Source organism: Bordetella ansorpii (assembly GCF_900078705.1).
GTDB lineage: Bacteria > Pseudomonadota > Gammaproteobacteria > Burkholderiales > Burkholderiaceae_B > Bordetella > Bordetella ansorpii_A.
The window spans coordinates 64,380-81,166 of record NZ_FKIF01000010.1; the positions used below are offsets into that span (position 1 = coordinate 64,380).

Here is a 16,787-nt window from a genome sequence, read left to right on the forward strand (position 1 = left end):
TCGTGCTGTTTCGAGGCGGGGCCAGCAGACGGCCCCGGTTTCGACCTCAAGCCGGCCTGTGCCGGCTTTTTTCTTTTCGTCTGCCGTGATGGCGACGCCCCAGGATGGCGGCCCGCCGCCGCGCTCCGTTGTCGCCTCGCCGCAGGGCCCGGGCGCACCCGGCGGCAACGCCCAGGGTTACTATTGCATCCATGAATACTCCCGCCGATCCTCAGCTTGAATACCTGCGCGTTCCCCCGCATTCCGTCGAGGCCGAGCAGGCCGTCCTGGGCGGCCTGCTGCTGGACAACGCCGCCTGGGACCGCATTGCCGACGTCCTGATCGAGGACGACTTCTACCGCCACGATCACCAGTTGATCTGGCATCACATCGCGCGCCTGATCGGCCTGGCCCGCCCGGCCGACGTCATCACGGTCAACGAGTCGCTGCACAGCGCCGGCAAGTCCGAGGACGTGGGCGGCCTGGCCTACATCAATGCGCTGGCCCACAACACGCCGTCGGCGGCCAACATCCGCCGCTACGCGGAGATCGTGCGCGAGCGCTCCATGCTGCGCAAGCTGGTGTCCATCGCCGACGAGATCTCGTCCACCGCGTTCAATCCGCAGGGCAAGGAAGCGCGCCAACTGCTGGACGAGGCCGAGTCCAAGGTGTTCAAGATCTCGCAGGAGAGCGAGCGGGGTTCCGCGGGCTTCCAGGAGATCCAGCCGCTGCTCAGCCAGGTGGTCGAGCGCATCGACGAGCTGTATCACCGCGACAGCACTTCCGACGTGACGGGCGTGCCCACGGGCTTCGACGACCTGGACAAGATGACCTCGGGCCTGCAAGGCGGAGACCTGATCATCGTGGCGGGCCGTCCTTCCATGGGCAAGACCTCGTTCTCGATGAACATCGGCGAGCACGTGGCCATCGAGCAGGGCCTGCCCGTTGCCGTGTTCTCCATGGAAATGGGCGCGGTGCAACTGGCCATGCGTATGCTGGGCTCCGTGGGCATGCTGGACCAGCATCGCATGCGTACCGGCAAGCTCGTCGCCGAAGACTGGCCACGCGTCACGCATGCCGTGCAACTGATGCAGGATGCGCAGGTCTACATCGACGAGACGCCCGCGCTCAGCTCGATGGAAGTGCGCGCCCGCGCGCGCCGCCTGGCCCGCCAGTGCGGCCAACTGGGCCTGATCATCATCGACTACCTGCAACTGATGTCGGGTAACGGCAGCGGCGAGAACCGGGCCACCGAAGTGTCGGAAATCAGCCGTTCGCTCAAGGGCCTGGCCAAGGAGCTGAACTGCCCGCTGATCGCGCTGTCGCAGCTGAACCGAAGCCTGGAGCAGCGTCCGAACAAGCGTCCCGTGATGAGCGACCTGCGCGAATCCGGCGCCATCGAACAGGACGCGGACGTGATCCTGTTCATCTACCGCGACGAGGTCTACAACCCCGATTCACCGGACAAGGGCACGGCCGAGATCATCATCGGCAAGCAGCGTAACGGTCCGATCGGTACGGTGCGCCTGACCTTCCAGGGCATGAGCACGCGCTTCCTGAACTACACGGCGGCGCAGCAGTATTGATGGCGAGGGCGATCTTGTTCGGTCGAGATCGTTCTTTCTTCGTAGGGCGTCCTCGCCGAGGCGGTGGCGCGCGGGTCGGCCAAGTCGTCGGGCTCGGGCGCGCCATCAGGCGTACATGGACGCCCCGGGTTTGCCAAGCTCACAGGCGTAATGACGACAGAACAGATTGCAACCGTACATCCGGGCTTGTGGCGCAAGCGCCTTGTCCCCTAATGGAATCTGCTGCCCCCCTCCCTAACGCCCTCTCGCACTTCGGAGTGCTGCGCCTGAGTCGGGTTTTGGGGGCCACGGTCTGACCTGTATTGCCATTATTGCGAGTGTTTCAAGGCAATCGAGAAGTGTTGCACGTGCTGATTGCGGTACTGCGAGTCGAGTGTCGTCAGGCTCCTGGGTTCAGGTGAGGTTGTCGCAGGGGACATAGTCCTGGGGTCTGGCCATGAGCGCCCATGCGATGCGTGCATTCTTGTTGGCCAGGGCGGCGGCGACGACATTGACGTGCCGTCGTTGAAGTAACTGTCCGGCCCAGCTCGGTGCGGCGCCGGGCTGGCGAACGCGCATGAGCACCGATTGCGCGCCCAGCAGAAGCAAGCGGCGCAAATAACCGTCGCCCCGTTTGCTCAAGCCGAGCAGTGTGGACTTGCCGCCGCTGGAGTGTTGGCGCGGCACCAGGCCGATCCAGGCGGCCATGTGACGGCCGTTCTTGAACAAGCGGGGATCGGCGACCGATGCCACCAGGGCGCTGGCGGTAATTGGGCCGATGCCCGGGATCTGGGCCAGGCGCTGGCTCACGGGATCGTGGCGATGCCAGTTGGCGATCATTTTTTCCAGCTCCTTGACGCGCGCATCCAGTAATTTCAGGTGGTCCATGAGTTGATCGATCAACTGGATCAGCGCCGGCCCCACGCGATCGGCGGCTTGTTCCAACAGGGCCGGCACCCGCGGACCAAGGTTGGACAATCCGGCCGGCAAGATCAATCCGAACTCCGCCAGCAGGCCGCGGATCTGGTTGCCCGTGGCGGTGCGCGCCTTGACGAACCCCTCGCGGGCTCGATGCATCGACAAGACGGTTTGCTGATCAATGCTCTTGATGGCGACAAATCGCATGCTGGGCCTGCCTACCGCTTCGCAAATGGCTTCGGCATCATTGGCATCGTTCTTGTTGGACTTCACGTAGGGTTTGACGAATTGTGGAGAGATCAGCCGCACCTCATGCCCCAGGTCTCGCAGCACCCGCGCCCAGTGATGCGCGCTGGCGCAGGCCTCCATGCCCACCAGGCACGGCGGCAGTTGCGCAAAGAAGGCTGTCAACTGATCTCGCTTCAGACGCTTTCTGATCACGGGTTTGCCTGACTCATCGACTCCATGAACCTGGAACACCTGCTTTGCCAAATCCAGGCCGATAGCGGTAATCTTCATGCGGACGCTCCCTTCGTTAGTGAGGCTTTGACACCGTCACTTTGGCACATCGATGCCGTAGAGGTGGGGCGTCCATCCCATTGCCCTCGGTCCCGCTGCGCGGGACTGCCCCTCCTCCAATTGGCCGTCCCGCGCGCCACCGCCTCGGCGAGGACTCACGCCAATAGCATGCGTCGGTTCGACGGCATGGCCGCCCACGAAGCTCGCAGCAGCAATTGAACCCGCGACCAGAGACGGCCGCTAGTTCTTGCAGATGAGGGATGCGCGGCCGGAGATCTTCGGAGCCGCAGATAATGCGAGCCCGCGTATGCCGGCGGGGCCGAGGCGGCCAATTGGAGAGAGGGAAGCCCCCGCAGGGGGCCGAGGGCGCCTGATGGCGCGCCCGAGCCGAGCGACTTGGCCGCCTCGGCCCCGCCGGCATACGCGGGCGTCCCAAGAACTCGAATTCACGAGCACTCGGAAGAAGACCCGCGCATCACCGGCACGAGACGACTTACTCGTCCTCGCCTTCGGGACGCTTGGCGTAGCGCGAGGCCAGCACCGCGCACACCATCAACTGGATCTGGTGGAACAGCATCAGCGGCAGCACGATGGCGCCCACGGCCTGGCCGGCGAAGATGACCTGCGCCATGGGAATGCCGCTGGCCAGGCTCTTCTTCGAGCCGCAGAACAGCAGCGTGATGCGGTCGGGCAGGTCGAAGCCGAACAACTTGCCCAGCAATTGCGAACCGATCAGCGCCAGCGCCAGGATCACCACGCAGCACACCACCAGGCCCAGCAGCGCCGGCACCGGCGTCTTCTGCCACAGGCCTTCGTTGACGGCTTCCGAGAACGCCGTGTAGACCACCAGCAGGATCGAACCCTGGTCCACCCACTTCAGCATCGCCTTGCGCTTGGTGACCCAGGCGCCGATCCAGGGGCGCAGCAACTGGCCCAGCACGAAGGGCAGCAGCAGCTGCAGCATGATCTTGCCCACGGCATCGAACGAGATCGGCGCGCTGGCCGCCTGCGCGATCACCGTGCCGACCAGCAGCGGGGTCAGGAAGATGCCCAGCAGGCTGGAGGCCGACGCGCTGCACACCGCGGCGGGCACGTTGCCGCGCGCCATCGACGTGAACGCGATGGCCGACTGCACCGTGGCCGGCAGGCAGCACAGGAACAGGATGCCCAGGTACAGCTCGGGCGTGACCAGGGGCTCCAGCAGCGGCTTGAGCGCCAGGCCCAGCACCGGGAACATGATGAACGTGGCCGAGAAGATCGTGGCGTGCAGGCGCCAGTGCGTGATGCCGGCGACGATGGCGTCGCGCGACAGGCGCGCACCGTGCAGGAAGAACAGCGCGGCGACGGCCAGGTTGGTGATCCAGCCGAATATGACGATGCCCTGGCCGTGGGCGGGCACCAGGCTGGCGATGATGACGGTAGTGATCAGGAGGAGGGTGAAGCGGTCCGGCAGAAAGCGGGTGAGGCGTGACATGAGATGAGGAGGGAGATGGACGGATAGGCTGCGCGTATTGTAGTGGCACGCACGCGGCGGCGTGGGCGATATCGCCGTGCTTGCAAATGCGTTCAGCCGCTGGTCAAGACCAGGTCGGCGTAGGCCTTGCCCTTGCCGATGATGTGATCGCGCATGGCGTCGGCGGCGGCCTGCGGGTCGCCCGCGCAGATCGCATCCACGACCGGCGCATGTTCCGCATGCGAGGTCTGCAGCCGTCCGGGACGATCGAACACGTGGCGTCGGAAGCTGGCCAGGCGGCGGCGCACGCCGGTGATCTGTTCGATGATGACCGCATTGCCGCTGCCCTGGTGCACGGCGTCGTGCAGTTGCAGGTTGGCGGCTTCGTAGCCGACGCGGTCGCCGTTCGCCGACAGTTGGGCGCAATGCTCGTGCAGCGTCCGCAGCCGTTCGCGCTGCTCCGGCGCCATGCGGCTGGCGGCCAGGCGCGCCGCCACGCCCTCGGTCTCGCCCAGGAATTCCAGCAACGCGATCAGTTCGCCCGCCGCTGGCCGGTGCACGAAGGTGCCCGCGCGCGGCACGATGCTCACCAGCTTCTGCGCGGCCAGCATCAGCAGGGCCTCGCGCACGGGCGTGCGCGACACCGCGTAGCTGCGCGCCAGCGCTTTCTCGTCCAGGGCCGCGCCCGGCGCCAGCCGGCCACGCTCGATTTCGCGTTCGATCAGGACGCGGATGCGCTCGGGCGTATTGGTCGCCCGCGCCGGGGCGGCATCGCCAGATTCAGCGGCTTGTGTAATTACAGCGAGCATGTAGATTATTACTGCCGTCCACAAAAACACCCAACGGTACCACAGGAGACAAACCATGAATCGACTCGCGCGCGGCGCCGCGGCCTTGCTCTGCCTGGCCATTTCCACTTCCGCCCTGGCGGAATTTCCCGAACGCCCCATCATGGTGACCGTGCCGGTGCCGCCGGCGGGCATCATCGATCAGGTCACCCGCGTCATTACGCCGGCCATGTCCAAGCGCCTGGGGCAGACCATCGTGGTCGAGAACCGGCCCGGCGCCAGCGGCAACATCGCCGCCAACAGCGTGGCCCGCGCCAATCCGGACGGCTACACGCTGTTGGCGGGCTATTCGATGTTCCACGTCGGCAATCCGGTGATGTTCAAGAACCTGGATTGGGACCCCGTGCGCGATTTCGCGCCGGTGGCCATGCTGGTGGTGTCGCCGCACGTCGTTGCGGTGCACCCCTCGGTGCCGGTGAACACCCTGAAGGAATACGTCGAATATGCGCGCAGCCATCCGGGCAAGCTGAACTACGCGACCTCGGGCAACGGGTCCGTGCCGCACGTGGGCATGGAACTGTTCAAGCAGACCAACCAGATCCAGGTGGTGCACGTGCCGTACAAGGGCGCGGGGCCGGCCGTGCAGGACGTGCTGGCGGGCAATGTCGAGAGCATCGTCGCCACGTTGCCGTCGGTGGCCAGTTTCATCAAGGCGGGCAAGCTGCGCGCGCTGGCGGTTGCCAGCAAGACGCGCTCGCCCTTGCTGCCCGACGTGCCGACGGCGGCCGAGGCGGGTTTTCCGGGCTTCGAGCTGGAGGCCTGGGTGGCGTTCTTCGCGCCCGCCAAGACGCCGCAGCCCGTCATCGACAAGCTGTCCGCGGCGGTGAGCGACGCCCTGAAGGACCCTGCCGTCGTGCGGTCGCTGGATGCCGCCGGGGCGCAGCCCAGCTATCTGTCGCCGGCCGAACTCGCCAAACAGGTCGATGCCGACATCGCGCGGTGGCAGCCCGTCATCCGCAACGCCAACATCAAGGTCGATTGACCTTTCTTTCTACGGAGCCATACGCATGACCCAACAAGACCGCAACGTCGCGCGCGCCGCGGAACTCGATTGCGCATCGTTGAGCGATGCGCTCGACCGCCTGTCCATCGCGGGGCAGTGCTACAGGATCAAGCCGTGCGACCCGTCCTTCCGCATGACGGGCCGGGCCTTTACCGTGCAATACGAACCGGCCACGACCGGTGACGGGAACGTCGGCGAATTCATCGACGACGTCGAGCCCGGCAGCGTCATCGTCATCGACAACCGGGGCCGTGACGACGTCGGCACCTGGGGCAACATCCTGACCGAGATGGCGCACCGCCGCGGCATGGCCGGCACGCTGATCGACGGCAACTGCCGCGACGTCGCGCTGTCGCGCAGCATCGGCTATCCGATCTTCAGCCGCGACTGGTGGATGCGTACCGGCAAGGGCCGCATCCAGCTCAAGGCCTTGCAGGCGCCGGTGACGATCGGCGGGGTGGTGGTGAATCCCGGCGACATCGTGCGAGGCGATGCCGACGGCGTGGTGGTATTGCCGCGCAGCCACGAGGATGCCTTGCTGGAGGTGGCGGAGGACATCACGCGCAAGGAGTCGGCCATCCGCGATGCGATCCGGGCCGGCCAGCGGCTGGACCAGGCGCGGGTCCGCCACCAGTACCATGCGCTGCAGAGCCCGGACTACCAGGAGGCCGGCAAGCAGTGAACGCCGTGCGCGCCGCCGTTCAGGAGGGCGGCGGCGTCATCGCCAGCGCCAGGTCGAACGCCGCCACCAGCGAGGCATGGTCCGCCACGCCTTGCCAGGCGATGTCGAACGCCGTGCCGTGATCCACGCTGGTGCGCACGAAGGGCAGCCCCACGGTGACGTTCACGCCGTGGTCCACGCCCAGGTACTTCACGGGGATGAGGCCCTGGTCGTGGTACTGCGCGACCACGATGTCGAACTCGCCGCGCCGCGCGCGCATGAAGATGGTGTCGCCGGGCCACGGACCCGAGGCATCCAGTCCCTCGGCGCGTGCCCGCGCGATGGCGGGCGCGATGACGTCGATGTCTTCCCGGCCGAACTTGCCGTCCTCGCCCGCATGCGGATTCAGGCCCGCCACGGCGATGCGCGGACGGGCGATGCCCATCTGGCGGCAGGCGATGCCGGCCAGCCGGATGGCGCGGATCTCGGCCTCGGGCGTGATGCGCGCCGGCACGTCGGCCAGCGCCACGTGGATGGTGACCAGCAGCACGCGCAGTTCGTCGTTGGCCAGCATCATGGCGTAGTCGGCGGTGTGCGATTTCTCGGCCAGGATCTCGGTGTGCCCAGGCTGGTCGATGCCGGCAAGGTGCATGGAGTGCTTGTTCAGCGGCGCCGTGACGATGGCGCGCAAGGCGCCTGCCTGGGCCTCGGCGATGGCCGCGCACAGATAGGCGTAGGCCGCCGCGCCGGCCGCCGCGCTGACCTGGCCCGCGGGCAGGCCGGCGGGCAGGGCGGGGTGGCAGGCCACGACCTCGATACGTCCCGCCTCCCGGCGGGCCTGGCGCGCCGACTCGATTTCAACCACGTCGATGCGGGCGCCCAGCAGTTGCGCCGCGCGGCGCAGCGCGCCGGCGTCGCCATAGACCACCGCCGGGGCTTGCAGCCCCTGGGCGTAGGCCTTGACGATGATCTCGGGGCCGATGCCGGCGGCATCGCCCATGGTGAAGCCGACGGGCGCCCCGGAGGGCGCGCCGGCGTCTGCCCTGGCGGGCGTGTCGTGCGTCATCGCTACAGCACGTCCCCGGCGTAGTCGGCCAGGCGCGAGCGCTCGCCGCGTTGCAGGGTGATGTGCCCGGCATGCGGCCAGCCCTTGAAGCGGTCGACCACGAAGGTCAGGCCCGAGCTGCCTTCGGTGAGGTAGGGCGTGTCGATCTGCGCCACGTTGCCCAGGCAGATGACCTTGGTGCCGGGGCCCGCGCGGGTGACCAGCGTCTTCATCTGCTTGGGCGTCAGGTTCTGCGCCTCGTCGATGATCAGGTACTTGTTCAGGAAGGTGCGGCCGCGCATGAAGTTCAGCGACTTCACCTTGATGCGCGAACGGATCAGGTCCATGGTGGCCGCGCGGCCCCAGTCGCCGCTGCCTTCGCCGTCGCCCATGTTCAGCACGTCGAGGTTGTCCTCGAGCGCGCCCATCCACGGCATCATCTTCTCTTCTTCCGTACCCGGCAGGAAGCCGATATCTTCGCCCACCGGCACCGTGACGCGCGTCATGATGATCTCGGTATAGCGCTTGGTTTCCAGCACCTGCGTGATGCCGGCGGCCAGCGCCAGCAGCGTCTTGCCCGTGCCCGCCTGGCCCAGCAGCGACACGAAGTCGCACTCGGGGTTCATCAGCAGGTTCATGGCGAAATTCTGCTCGCGGTTGCGCGCGGTGATGCCCCACACGTTGTTCTTGCCGTGCGTGTAGTCGCGCAGCGTGGCCAGCACGGCGGTCTTGCCGCTGACTTCGCGCACCTGCGCGTACAGCGGCATCTGGCCTTCGAAGAACACGAACTGGTTGACCATGAACTGCGAGCACAGCGGGCCGCGGATGCGGTAGAACGTGGTGCCGCCCTGCTGCCACGATTCGACGTCCTTGCCGTGGCGGTTCCAGAAGTCCTCGGGCAGCTGCATCACGCCCGTGTACATCAGGTCGCTGTCTTCCAGGACGTGGTCGTTGTAGTAGTCCTCGGCCAGCATGCCCAGTGCGCGGGCCTTCAGGCGCATGTTGATGTCCTTGGACACCAGCACGACCTCGCGCTGCGGGAATTTCTCTTGCAGGGCGCGCACCACGCCCAGGATCTGGTTGTCGGCCTTGCCCATCGGCAGGTCGGACGGTAGGGTGCTGTGGATGGCCGTCGTCTGGAACATCAGGCGGCCGGTGGCGTCCTTGTTGCCCAGCGCGGACAGCGCCAGGCCGTCGTCCAGGTTGCCGATATCCTGCACCAGCGAGTCCAGCGAACGGCTGACCTGGCGGGCGTTGCGCGCCACCTCGGACATGCCCTTCTTCTGGTGGTCGAGCTCTTCCAGCGTCATCATCGGCAGGAAGATGTCGTGCTCTTCGAAGCGGAACAGCGAGCTGGGGTCGTGCAGCAGCACGTTGGTGTCCAGCACGAACAGCTTGCGCACGGCCGGCTGCGTGGCCGCCTTGGACTTGCGAGCCGGGGCGACAGCGGGCTCGGCCGCCGCCGCGGCAGGCGCTTGCGCGGTCTTGCCGGCGCGCGAGCTGGCGGGCTGGCGCGCCGAGGACCTGCTCTTGGCCGGCCTGGCGGCGGGCGCCGTGGGGGCCAGCGGCATGTCCAGCGGCTCGATCAGGTCGTCGTCCTCGACCGGCGCGCGCAGCGCGGCCATGCCGGCCAGTTCGGGTTGCATGGAAAGATTGGCGGCGGGGGCCGCCGGCTTCTCGCTGCGTACTGCTGCGCGGGCGGCTTCGCCCTTGGGGAAGGTCAGGATGGCGGCGGGGCGGGTGGGCAACTTCGGAAGCGGCATACGCGTCACTCTCCTGTGCGGGCCGGTGGGCCCTGGGCGGCTACGAGACCTGGAAAAAACGGGACCTGCTGGGGTCTGCGGAACGCGCTCAGCCGATGCTGCGCGCGGCCTGCAGGACTTCCTTCGCATGGTTGGGAACCTTCACGCCGCGCCACTCCTGCACCAGCACGCCATAGGCGTCGATCAGGAAGGTGCTGCGCTCGATTCCGCGCACCAGCTTGCCGTACATGTTCTTCTGTTTGATGACGCCGTACAGGTTGCAGACGGTCTCGTCCGTATCGGCGATCAGCGGGAAGGGCAGTTCGTACTTGTTGCGGAAATTCTCGTGCGACTTCAGCGAGTCGCGCGAGATGCCGACCACCACCGTGCTGGACGACAGGAATTCGGCGTGCGCGTCGCGGAAGTCCTGGCTTTCGGTGGTACAGCCGGGCGTGTTGTCCTTGGGATAGAAATACAGCACCACGGCCCGGCCTCGGCATTGTTCGAGGGAGAGCGGTCCGATGGTGCTTTCGGCGACGAACAGCGGGGCGGGCTTGCCTATCAGGGCGGTCATCAGGAGGAGGCTCCGTCGGTGGGGATCAGGGCGACGATCACTCGGCGCCCCTCGGCCATCAGGATGTTGTAGGTTCGGGCGGCCGCTTCGGTATCCATGGCTTCGACCCCGATGCCGGCGGCCAGCAGCGGGCGCAGCACGTCCGGGGGCAGCAGGCGCTGGCGGCGCCCGGTGCCCACCAGCAGCACTTCCGGCGCGTTGGCGGGCCGGGCGGGCGTCTGTTCGGGTTCGTCCAGGAACGAGAGAGGATCGCGGGCGGCCACAGACACGCCGGCGGCCTGCAGCAGGAGGGCGGAAGTGATGTCGGCCGGCGAGGTTGCCGGCCACTCGGCGATCTTGCCTTCGGGACCGAAGGCGACCGAATGGGAAAAGCGTACCTGGTTGACCTCGATATAGCCTTCACCATAGGCGGTGACGGTATTGAGCGCCATCGCAGGATCGTTATGCAGCTTCAATAAAAAACTCCGCTAGACGTGCCGATGATAGCGCATCGGCCGACGCTGCGCCGCAGGGGAAATAAGGGGGCCGGGAGACGGTTTGCTCCTATTTGCCGCCAGTGCTCGCTTACGTTAGATTACAGGGTTTGCCCGGGGTAATTTCCCCGCGCTGTCCCCGTTCTCTTTTCCGCCCCATTTCCAGGACCTGTCCCATGAGGAAGTTCTCCCGCATCGAGCGCCTGCCGCCTTACGTGTTCAACATCACGGGCGAGCTGAAGATGGCGGCGCGCCGCCGCGGCGAGGACATCATCGACATGTCCATGGGCAACCCCGACGGCGCCACGCCGAAGCATATCGTCGACAAGCTGGTCGAGGCCTCCATGCGGCCCACCACGCATGGCTATTCCGTGTCCAAGGGCATCCCGCGGCTGCGCAAGGCCATCTGCGACTGGTATCAGCGCCGCTATCACGTCGAGTTCGATCCCGACGCCGAGGCCATCGTCACCATCGGCTCGAAAGAGGGCCTGGCGCACCTGATGCTGGCCACGCTCGACCAGGGCGACACGGTGCTGGTGCCCAATCCCAGCTACCCCATCCATATCTATGGCGCCGTCATCGCCGGCGCCAATATCCGTTCGGTGCGCATGACGCCCGGCGTGGACTTCTTCGAGGAACTCGAACGCGCGGTGCGCGAGTCCATCCCCAAGCCCAAGATGATGATTCTGGGCTTCCCGAGCAATCCCACCGCGCAGTGCGTCGACCTGGCGTTCTTCGAGCGGGTGGTGGCCCTGGCGCGCGAACACGACATCCTCGTGGTGCACGACCTGGCCTATGCCGACATCTGCTTCGACGGCTACGTGGCGCCGTCCATCATGCAGGTGCCCGGCGCGCGCGACGTCGCCGTCGAGTTCTTCACCATGAGCAAGAGCTACAACATGGCGGGCTGGCGCATCGGCTACATGGTGGGCAACCGTGAGCTGGTCAATGCGCTGGCGCGCATCAAGAGCTACCACGATTACGGCACCTTCACGCCCATCCAGGTGGCATCCATCGCCGCCCTCGAAGGCCCGCAGGATTGCGTGAACGAGGTGGTCGAGCAATACCGCAACCGCCGCGACGTGCTTGCGCGCGGCCTGCACGAGGCGGGCTGGAACGTCGAAGTCCCCAAGGCTTCGATGTACATCTGGGCCCGCATCCCCGAACCGTACCGCGCCATGGGCTCTCTCGAGTTCGCCAAGCGCGTGCTGTCCGAGGCCCGCGTCGCGGTGTCGCCCGGCGTGGGCTTCGGTGAATACGGCGACGAATACGTGCGCTTCGCTCTTATCGAAAACGAACAGCGCACCCGCCAGGCGGTGCGCGGTATCAAGGAAATGTTCCGCAAGGACGGGCTGCTGGGCGCGGCCGTCCCTGGGGATGCGTCGCTTGGCGACAGGAAGGCTCAACCATGACTCAGGCTGTACAAATGCTTCATTCCGATTCGTCCTCGCCCGCGGCGCAGGGCATGCAACCCATGCGCGTGGGCCTGCTGGGCCTGGGCGTGGTGGGCGGCGGCACCTGGACGGTGCTGGCGCGCAACGCCGAAGAGATCGCCCGCCGCGCGGGCCGGCGCATCGAGGTCGCGCGCATCGCCGTGCGCGACGTCGAGAAGGCGCGCAGCAAGGTGGGCGAGGGCGTCGAGGTGTCCACCGACGGCCACGCGCTGGTGCGCGATCCGCGGATCGACATCGTGGTCGAGCTCATCGGCGGCGACACGCTGGCCCGCGAACTGGTGCTCGAAGCCATCGCGCAGGGCAAGCACGTGGTCACGGCCAACAAGGCGCTGCTGGCCAAGCACGGCAACGAGATCTTCGCCGCGGCCTCCGCGCGCGGCGTGATGGTGGCCTTCGAGGCCGCGGTCGCCGGCGGCATCCCCATCATCAAGGCCATCCGCGAAGGCCTCACCGCCAACCGCATCCAGTGGGTGGCCGGCATCATCAACGGCACCACCAATTTCATCCTGTCCGAAATGCGTTCGCGCGGCCTGCCGTTCGCCGACGTGCTGGCCGAGGCCCAGCGGCTGGGCTACGCCGAGGCCGACCCCACGTTCGACGTCGAAGGCGTGGACGCCGCGCACAAGCTGACGCTGCTGGCCTCGCTGGCCTTCGGCGTGCCGGTGCAGTTCGACCGCGCCTACATCGAAGGCATCTCGCAACTGGCGCAGGAAGACATTTCCCACGCCGAGCGCCTGGGCTACCGCATCAAGCTGCTGGGCATCACCAAGCGCCGCGCCGAAGGCATCGAGCTGCGCGTGCACCCGGCGCTGGTGCCGGCCGAGCGCCTGCTGGCCAACGTCGAAGGCGCCATGAACGCCGTGCTGGTGCGCGGCGATGCCGTCGGCCCCACGCTGTACTACGGCCAGGGCGCGGGCGAGGAACCCACCGCCTCGGCGGTCGTGGCCGACCTGGTCGACGTCACGCGCCTGCACACCGCCGATCCCGGCAACCGCGTGCCGCACCTGGCGTTCCAGCCCGAAGCGCTGTCCGACGTGCAGATCCTGCCGATCGAACAGGTCAGCACCTCGTATTACCTGCGCGTGCGCGTCGACGATCAGCCGGGCGTGCTGGCCGACATCGCGCGCATCCTTGCCGACCGTGGCATTTCCATCGGTTCCATGATCCAGCAGCCGTCGCACATCGGTGGCGCCGACCTCATCTTCCTGACGCACGAGGCGCGGGAAGGCGACGTGGACCAGGCCATCGCCGAGATCGAGGCGACCTCGTTCGTCCGTTCCAAGCTCACGCGCCTGCGTGTCGAGCATCTGTCCTGACCATTCCGTTTCTCGCCGCCGGGCAGGCCTGCCAGCCCGCCGCGGCGGCCCAGCGAGGCTGACATGAAGTACGTATCCACCCGCGGCGGCATGGCCCCGCAAGCCTTCTCCGACATCCTGCTGGAGGGCCTGGCGCCCGACGGCGGCCTGGCGGTGCCCGAGACCTTGCCGCGCGTCGACGCGGCCACGCTCGAATCCTGGCGCGGCCTGCCGTATGCCGACCTGGCATTCGAAGTGCTGTCGCGCTTCGCCACCGACATCCCCGCCGACGACCTGCGCGCGCTGACCCGCGCGGCCTATCGCCAGGAGGCCTTCAACAGCGAAGACATCGTGCCGCTGCGCCCGCTGCACGATGGGATGCATCTGCTGGGCCTGTCCGAAGGCCCCACGCTGGCGTTCAAGGACATGGCCATGCAGTTCCTGGGCCAGGTCTTCGAGTACGTGCTGACGCGCCGCGGCACCACGCTGAACATCCTGGGCGCCACCTCCGGCGACACGGGTTCGGCCGCCGAATACGCGCTGCGCGGCAAACGCGGCGTGGCCGTGTTCATGCTGTCGCCGCACGGCCGCATGAGCGCCTTCCAGCGCGCCCAGATGTACTCGCTGCAGGACGAGAACATCCACAACATCGCCGTGCACGGCGTGTTCGACGAGGCCCAGGACATCGTCAAGGCCCTGTCCGGCGACCTGGCGTTCAAGACGCGCTGGCGCCTGGGCGCGGTCAACTCCATCAACTGGGCGCGCATCGCCGCCCAGGTGGTGTACTACTTCCATGGCTGGCTGTCCGCCACCACCGGCACTGGCCAGCAGGTGTCGTTCGCCGTGCCCTCGGGCAACTTCGGCAACATCCTATCGGGCCACATCGCGCGCCGCATGGGCCTGCCGATCCGCCGCCTGGTGCTGGCCACCAACGAGAACAACGTGCTGGAAGAGTTCTTCCGCACGGGCATCTACCGTCCGCGCGCCCCGGCCCAGACGTACGCCACGTCCAGCCCGTCCATGGACATCTCGCGCGCGTCCAACTTCGAGCGCTTCGTCTACGACCTGGTCGATGCCGATCCGGCGCGCGTCAAGGCGCTATGGGACGACGTGGCGCGCGATGGCCAGTTCGACCTGTCCGCCGAGCTGCCGCGCTTCGATGCCGATCATGGCTTCGTGGCCGGTGTCAGCACGCATGCCGACCGCCTGTCCACCATCAAGTCCACGTACGACACCTGCGGCGTGCTGATCGATCCGCACACCGCCGACGGCGTGAAGGTGGCGCGCCAGTACGTCGAGCCCGGCATTCCGATGCTGGTGCTGGAAACGGCGCTGCCCGCCAAGTTCTCGGAAACCATCGAGGCCGCGCTGGGCCAGCCCGCGCCGCCTCCCGCCGCCCTGGCCAATCTGGAGTCATTGCCGCAGCGCGTCACGGTCATGGATTGCGACGCGGTGTCGGTCCGGCGCTACATCGAGGCGCACGCCAAAGTGTAAGACTTCGGTACTCAGGCCCTGTTTCCCGGGGATAGGGATACAAGGCCTGACATAGCCCGCCCGGGCTTTACATTTTCAAGACATCCGGTCACGGAAGCCGGGCCGGGCCGCCTCTACAGTGGAGTCACCCTCATGACAACACACGGAGGCTTTATGAGCCCGAAAACCCTGATGATGGTCGTTGCCGCTTCGAGTCTGACTGTCCTGGCCGGTTGTTCCACGCCGACCATCATCCACAAGAACGACGGCACGCAGGTCACGACGGCCGACCGGCCGAAGTACAACGACGATAGCGGCTTCTACGAATACAACCAGGGTGGCCGTATCGTCCGCATCAACAAGGACGACGTGAAGTCCATCGAGGACGTCGACTGACGTGACCTCCGGTTGGGCCGCAGTCCGCTGACGGCTGCCAGCCCGCCGCGCCCATTGCGGCGCGCGGCAAATGACCAGGGCCTGTCCGCGCCCGCCCGGCGGCGGGGCAGGACAGGCCCTGTGTCCTTCCGGCCTCAGGCCTTGCCGGCGGCTTCGGCTTCGGCGTGGTAGCGGCCCACGCGCTCGACTTCGTTCTTCGAACCCAGGATCACGCTGACGCGCTGGTGCAGCTTCTCGGGCTGCACGTCCAGGATGCGTTGCGTGCCGGTGATGGCCGCGCCGCCCGCCTGTTCGATCAGCATGCTCATCGGATTGGCTTCGTACATCAGGCGCAGCTTGCCCGCCTTGCCCGGCTCGCGGGCATCCCACGGATACATGAAGATGCCGCCGCGGGTCAGGATGCGATGCACGTCCGTCACCATCGAGGCGACCCAGCGCATGTTGTAGTCCTTGCCCAGCGGACCGGTGGCGCCGGCCAGGCATTCGTCGATGTAGCGGCGCACCGGCGGCGCCCAGTGGCGCATGTTCGACATGTTGATGGCGAACTCCTTGGTGTCTTCCGGCACGCGCATGCTTTCGTGCGTCAGCACCCACGAGCCCATCTCGCGATCCAGCGTGAAGCCGACCACACCATTGCCGACCGTCAGGATCAGCATCGATTGCGGGCCGTACACCGCATAACCCGCGGCCACCTGCTGGCTGCCCGGCTGCAGGAAGTCCTGCTCGGTGATGGGCGTTTCGCCTTCCACCGTGTGCGGCGCCTTCAGCACCGAGAAAATGGTGCCGATGGACACGTTGACGTCGATGTTCGACGAGCCGTCCAGGGGATCGAACAGCAGCAGGTATTCGCCCTTGGGGTAGCGGTTCGGGATCGGATGGATGGTCTCCATCTCTTCCGAGGCCATGGCGGCCAGGTGACCGCCCCATTCATTGGCTTCGAGCAGGATCTCGTTGGACAGCACGTCCAGCTTCTTCTGCACTTCGCCCTGGACGTTCTCGCTTTCCAGGCTGCCCAGCACCCCGCCCAGCGCGCCCTTGCTGACGGCGTGGCTGATGGCCTTGCAGGCGCGCGCGACGACTTCGATCAGCAGGCGGACTTCGGGCTGGACGAGTTCGGCCGAACGTTGCTGTTCGACCAGGTATTGAGTGAGGGTTTTACGTTTCATTGATTCTCCTGTCTTGATGTGGAGGGTCGTATGTATACGGGTGAGTTTCTGTGTTCTTTGCGTGGATCTGGGTTCTTGAGGCGCCTGGGTATGCCAATGGGGCCGAGCCGGCCAAGTCGTTGGGCTCGGGCGCGCCATCAGGCGTCCTCGGTCCCGCTACGCGGGACTTCCCCGCCTCCAATTGGCCGGCTCGGTCCCATTGGCATACCCAGGCTCACAACAT

Annotated in this window: 15 protein-coding genes; 7 read left to right on the top strand and 8 right to left on the bottom strand. The window is 66.7% G+C overall.

Annotated elements, in window-relative coordinates; translation table 11 throughout:
• Positions 1-191: 191 nt before the first annotated feature.
• Complete coding sequence (locus A6745_RS24810) at positions 192-1,565, top strand: replicative DNA helicase (RefSeq protein WP_066133411.1); 1,374 nt, start codon at positions 192-194, stop codon at positions 1,563-1,565.
• Between the two features lie 393 nt (positions 1,566-1,958).
• On the opposite strand, the gene A6745_RS24815 is transcribed toward A6745_RS24810, so the two are convergent.
• From A6745_RS24815 to A6745_RS24825, 3 genes are all read right to left on the bottom strand, one after another.
• Positions 1,959-2,981, bottom strand: a complete 1,023-nt coding sequence (locus A6745_RS24815; RefSeq protein WP_066133416.1) for an IS110 family RNA-guided transposase — start codon at positions 2,979-2,981, stop codon at positions 1,959-1,961.
• Positions 2,982-3,474: 493 nt separating this feature from the next.
• Complete coding sequence (locus A6745_RS24820; RefSeq protein ID WP_066133419.1) at positions 3,475-4,455, bottom strand: bile acid:sodium symporter family protein; 981 nt, start codon at positions 4,453-4,455, stop codon at positions 3,475-3,477.
• Between the two features lie 92 nt (positions 4,456-4,547).
• Positions 4,548-5,243: a GntR family transcriptional regulator gene (locus A6745_RS24825; RefSeq protein ID WP_066133422.1), complete on the bottom strand. Its 696-nt coding sequence runs from the start codon at positions 5,241-5,243 to the stop codon at positions 4,548-4,550.
• A 55-nt stretch (positions 5,244-5,298) separates the two neighbouring features.
• On the opposite strand from A6745_RS24825, the gene A6745_RS24830 reads away from it, so the two are divergent.
• Positions 5,299-6,264: a Bug family tripartite tricarboxylate transporter substrate binding protein gene (locus tag A6745_RS24830; protein ID WP_066133425.1), complete on the top strand. Its 966-nt coding sequence runs from the start codon at positions 5,299-5,301 to the stop codon at positions 6,262-6,264.
• 25 nt (positions 6,265-6,289) lie between these two features.
• On the top strand, positions 6,290-6,967 hold the full coding sequence (locus tag A6745_RS24835; protein WP_066133428.1) for an RraA family protein: 678 nt from the start codon (positions 6,290-6,292) through the stop codon (positions 6,965-6,967).
• 19 nt (positions 6,968-6,986) lie between these two features.
• Here the strand turns inward: A6745_RS24835 and pdxA are convergent, their stop codons facing one another.
• The 4 genes from pdxA to A6745_RS24855 all read right to left on the bottom strand — a co-directional run bounded on the left by pdxA (position 6,987) and on the right by A6745_RS24855 (position 10,762).
• Positions 6,987-8,012, bottom strand: coding sequence for a 4-hydroxythreonine-4-phosphate dehydrogenase PdxA (gene pdxA / locus A6745_RS24840; RefSeq protein ID WP_066133432.1), 1,026 nt, complete (start codon positions 8,010-8,012; stop codon positions 6,987-6,989).
• 2 nt (positions 8,013-8,014) lie between these two features.
• Positions 8,015-9,754, bottom strand: coding sequence for a PhoH family protein (locus A6745_RS24845; protein WP_066133434.1), 1,740 nt, complete (start codon positions 9,752-9,754; stop codon positions 8,015-8,017).
• An 88-nt stretch (positions 9,755-9,842) separates the two neighbouring features.
• A complete protein-coding gene (locus A6745_RS24850; RefSeq protein WP_066133439.1) occupies positions 9,843-10,307 on the bottom strand; it encodes a peroxiredoxin in 465 nt (154 codons plus the stop codon).
• Complete coding sequence (locus A6745_RS24855) at positions 10,307-10,762, bottom strand: Mth938-like domain-containing protein (protein ID WP_066133441.1); 456 nt, start codon at positions 10,760-10,762, stop codon at positions 10,307-10,309. The genes A6745_RS24850 and A6745_RS24855 overlap by 1 nt, the downstream gene beginning before the upstream one ends.
• Before the next feature lie 194 nt (positions 10,763-10,956).
• Here A6745_RS24855 and alaC point away from each other — a divergent pair, with 194 nt between their 5' ends.
• From alaC to A6745_RS24875, 4 genes are all read left to right on the top strand, one after another.
• Entirely contained in the window at positions 10,957-12,192 is a 1,236-nt protein-coding gene (gene alaC, locus A6745_RS24860; RefSeq protein ID WP_066133443.1) for an alanine transaminase, read from the top strand.
• A 53-nt stretch (positions 12,193-12,245) separates the two neighbouring features.
• Positions 12,246-13,550, top strand: a complete 1,305-nt coding sequence (locus tag A6745_RS24865; protein ID WP_066134797.1) for a homoserine dehydrogenase — start codon at positions 12,246-12,248, stop codon at positions 13,548-13,550.
• A gap of 63 nt (positions 13,551-13,613) precedes the next feature.
• Positions 13,614-15,023 (top strand): threonine synthase, encoded by a 1,410-nt coding sequence (gene thrC / locus A6745_RS24870; RefSeq protein ID WP_066133445.1) that lies wholly within the window; start codon positions 13,614-13,616, stop codon positions 15,021-15,023.
• A gap of 153 nt (positions 15,024-15,176) precedes the next feature.
• Complete coding sequence (locus tag A6745_RS24875; protein ID WP_066133446.1) at positions 15,177-15,398, top strand: YgdI/YgdR family lipoprotein; 222 nt, start codon at positions 15,177-15,179, stop codon at positions 15,396-15,398.
• A 134-nt stretch (positions 15,399-15,532) separates the two neighbouring features.
• Here A6745_RS24875 and A6745_RS24880 read toward each other — a convergent pair whose 3' ends face one another.
• Positions 15,533-16,564 carry a class 1 fructose-bisphosphatase gene (locus tag A6745_RS24880; RefSeq protein ID WP_066133449.1) on the bottom strand — a complete coding sequence of 344 codons (1,032 nt, stop codon included), beginning with the start codon at positions 16,562-16,564 and terminating at the stop codon, positions 15,533-15,535.
• Between the last annotated feature and the right edge of the window lie 223 nt (positions 16,565-16,787).

Bases quoted from the DNA above. Each gene is read 5' to 3' on its own strand.
- A6745_RS24810 (WP_066133411.1), top strand. From the start codon at position 192: ATGAATACTCCCGCCGATCCTCAGCTTGAATACCTGCGCGTTCCCCCG.
- A6745_RS24815 (WP_066133416.1), bottom strand. From the start codon at position 2,981: ATGAAGATTACCGCTATCGGCCTGGATTTGGCAAAGCAGGTGTTCCAG.
- A6745_RS24820 (WP_066133419.1), bottom strand. From the start codon at position 4,455: ATGTCACGCCTCACCCGCTTTCTGCCGGACCGCTTCACCCTCCTCCTG.
- A6745_RS24825 (WP_066133422.1), bottom strand. From the start codon at position 5,243: ATGCTCGCTGTAATTACACAAGCCGCTGAATCTGGCGATGCCGCCCCG.
- A6745_RS24830 (WP_066133425.1), top strand. From the start codon at position 5,299: ATGAATCGACTCGCGCGCGGCGCCGCGGCCTTGCTCTGCCTGGCCATT.
- A6745_RS24835 (WP_066133428.1), top strand. From the start codon at position 6,290: ATGACCCAACAAGACCGCAACGTCGCGCGCGCCGCGGAACTCGATTGC.
- pdxA (WP_066133432.1), bottom strand. From the start codon at position 8,012: ATGACGCACGACACGCCCGCCAGGGCAGACGCCGGCGCGCCCTCCGGG.
- A6745_RS24845 (WP_066133434.1), bottom strand. From the start codon at position 9,754: ATGCCGCTTCCGAAGTTGCCCACCCGCCCCGCCGCCATCCTGACCTTC.
- A6745_RS24850 (WP_066133439.1), bottom strand. From the start codon at position 10,307: ATGACCGCCCTGATAGGCAAGCCCGCCCCGCTGTTCGTCGCCGAAAGC.
- alaC (WP_066133443.1), top strand. From the start codon at position 10,957: ATGAGGAAGTTCTCCCGCATCGAGCGCCTGCCGCCTTACGTGTTCAAC.
- A6745_RS24865 (WP_066134797.1), top strand. From the start codon at position 12,246: ATGCAACCCATGCGCGTGGGCCTGCTGGGCCTGGGCGTGGTGGGCGGC.
- thrC (WP_066133445.1), top strand. From the start codon at position 13,614: ATGAAGTACGTATCCACCCGCGGCGGCATGGCCCCGCAAGCCTTCTCC.
- A6745_RS24875 (WP_066133446.1), top strand. From the start codon at position 15,177: ATGAGCCCGAAAACCCTGATGATGGTCGTTGCCGCTTCGAGTCTGACT.
- A6745_RS24880 (WP_066133449.1), bottom strand. From the start codon at position 16,564: ATGAAACGTAAAACCCTCACTCAATACCTGGTCGAACAGCAACGTTCG.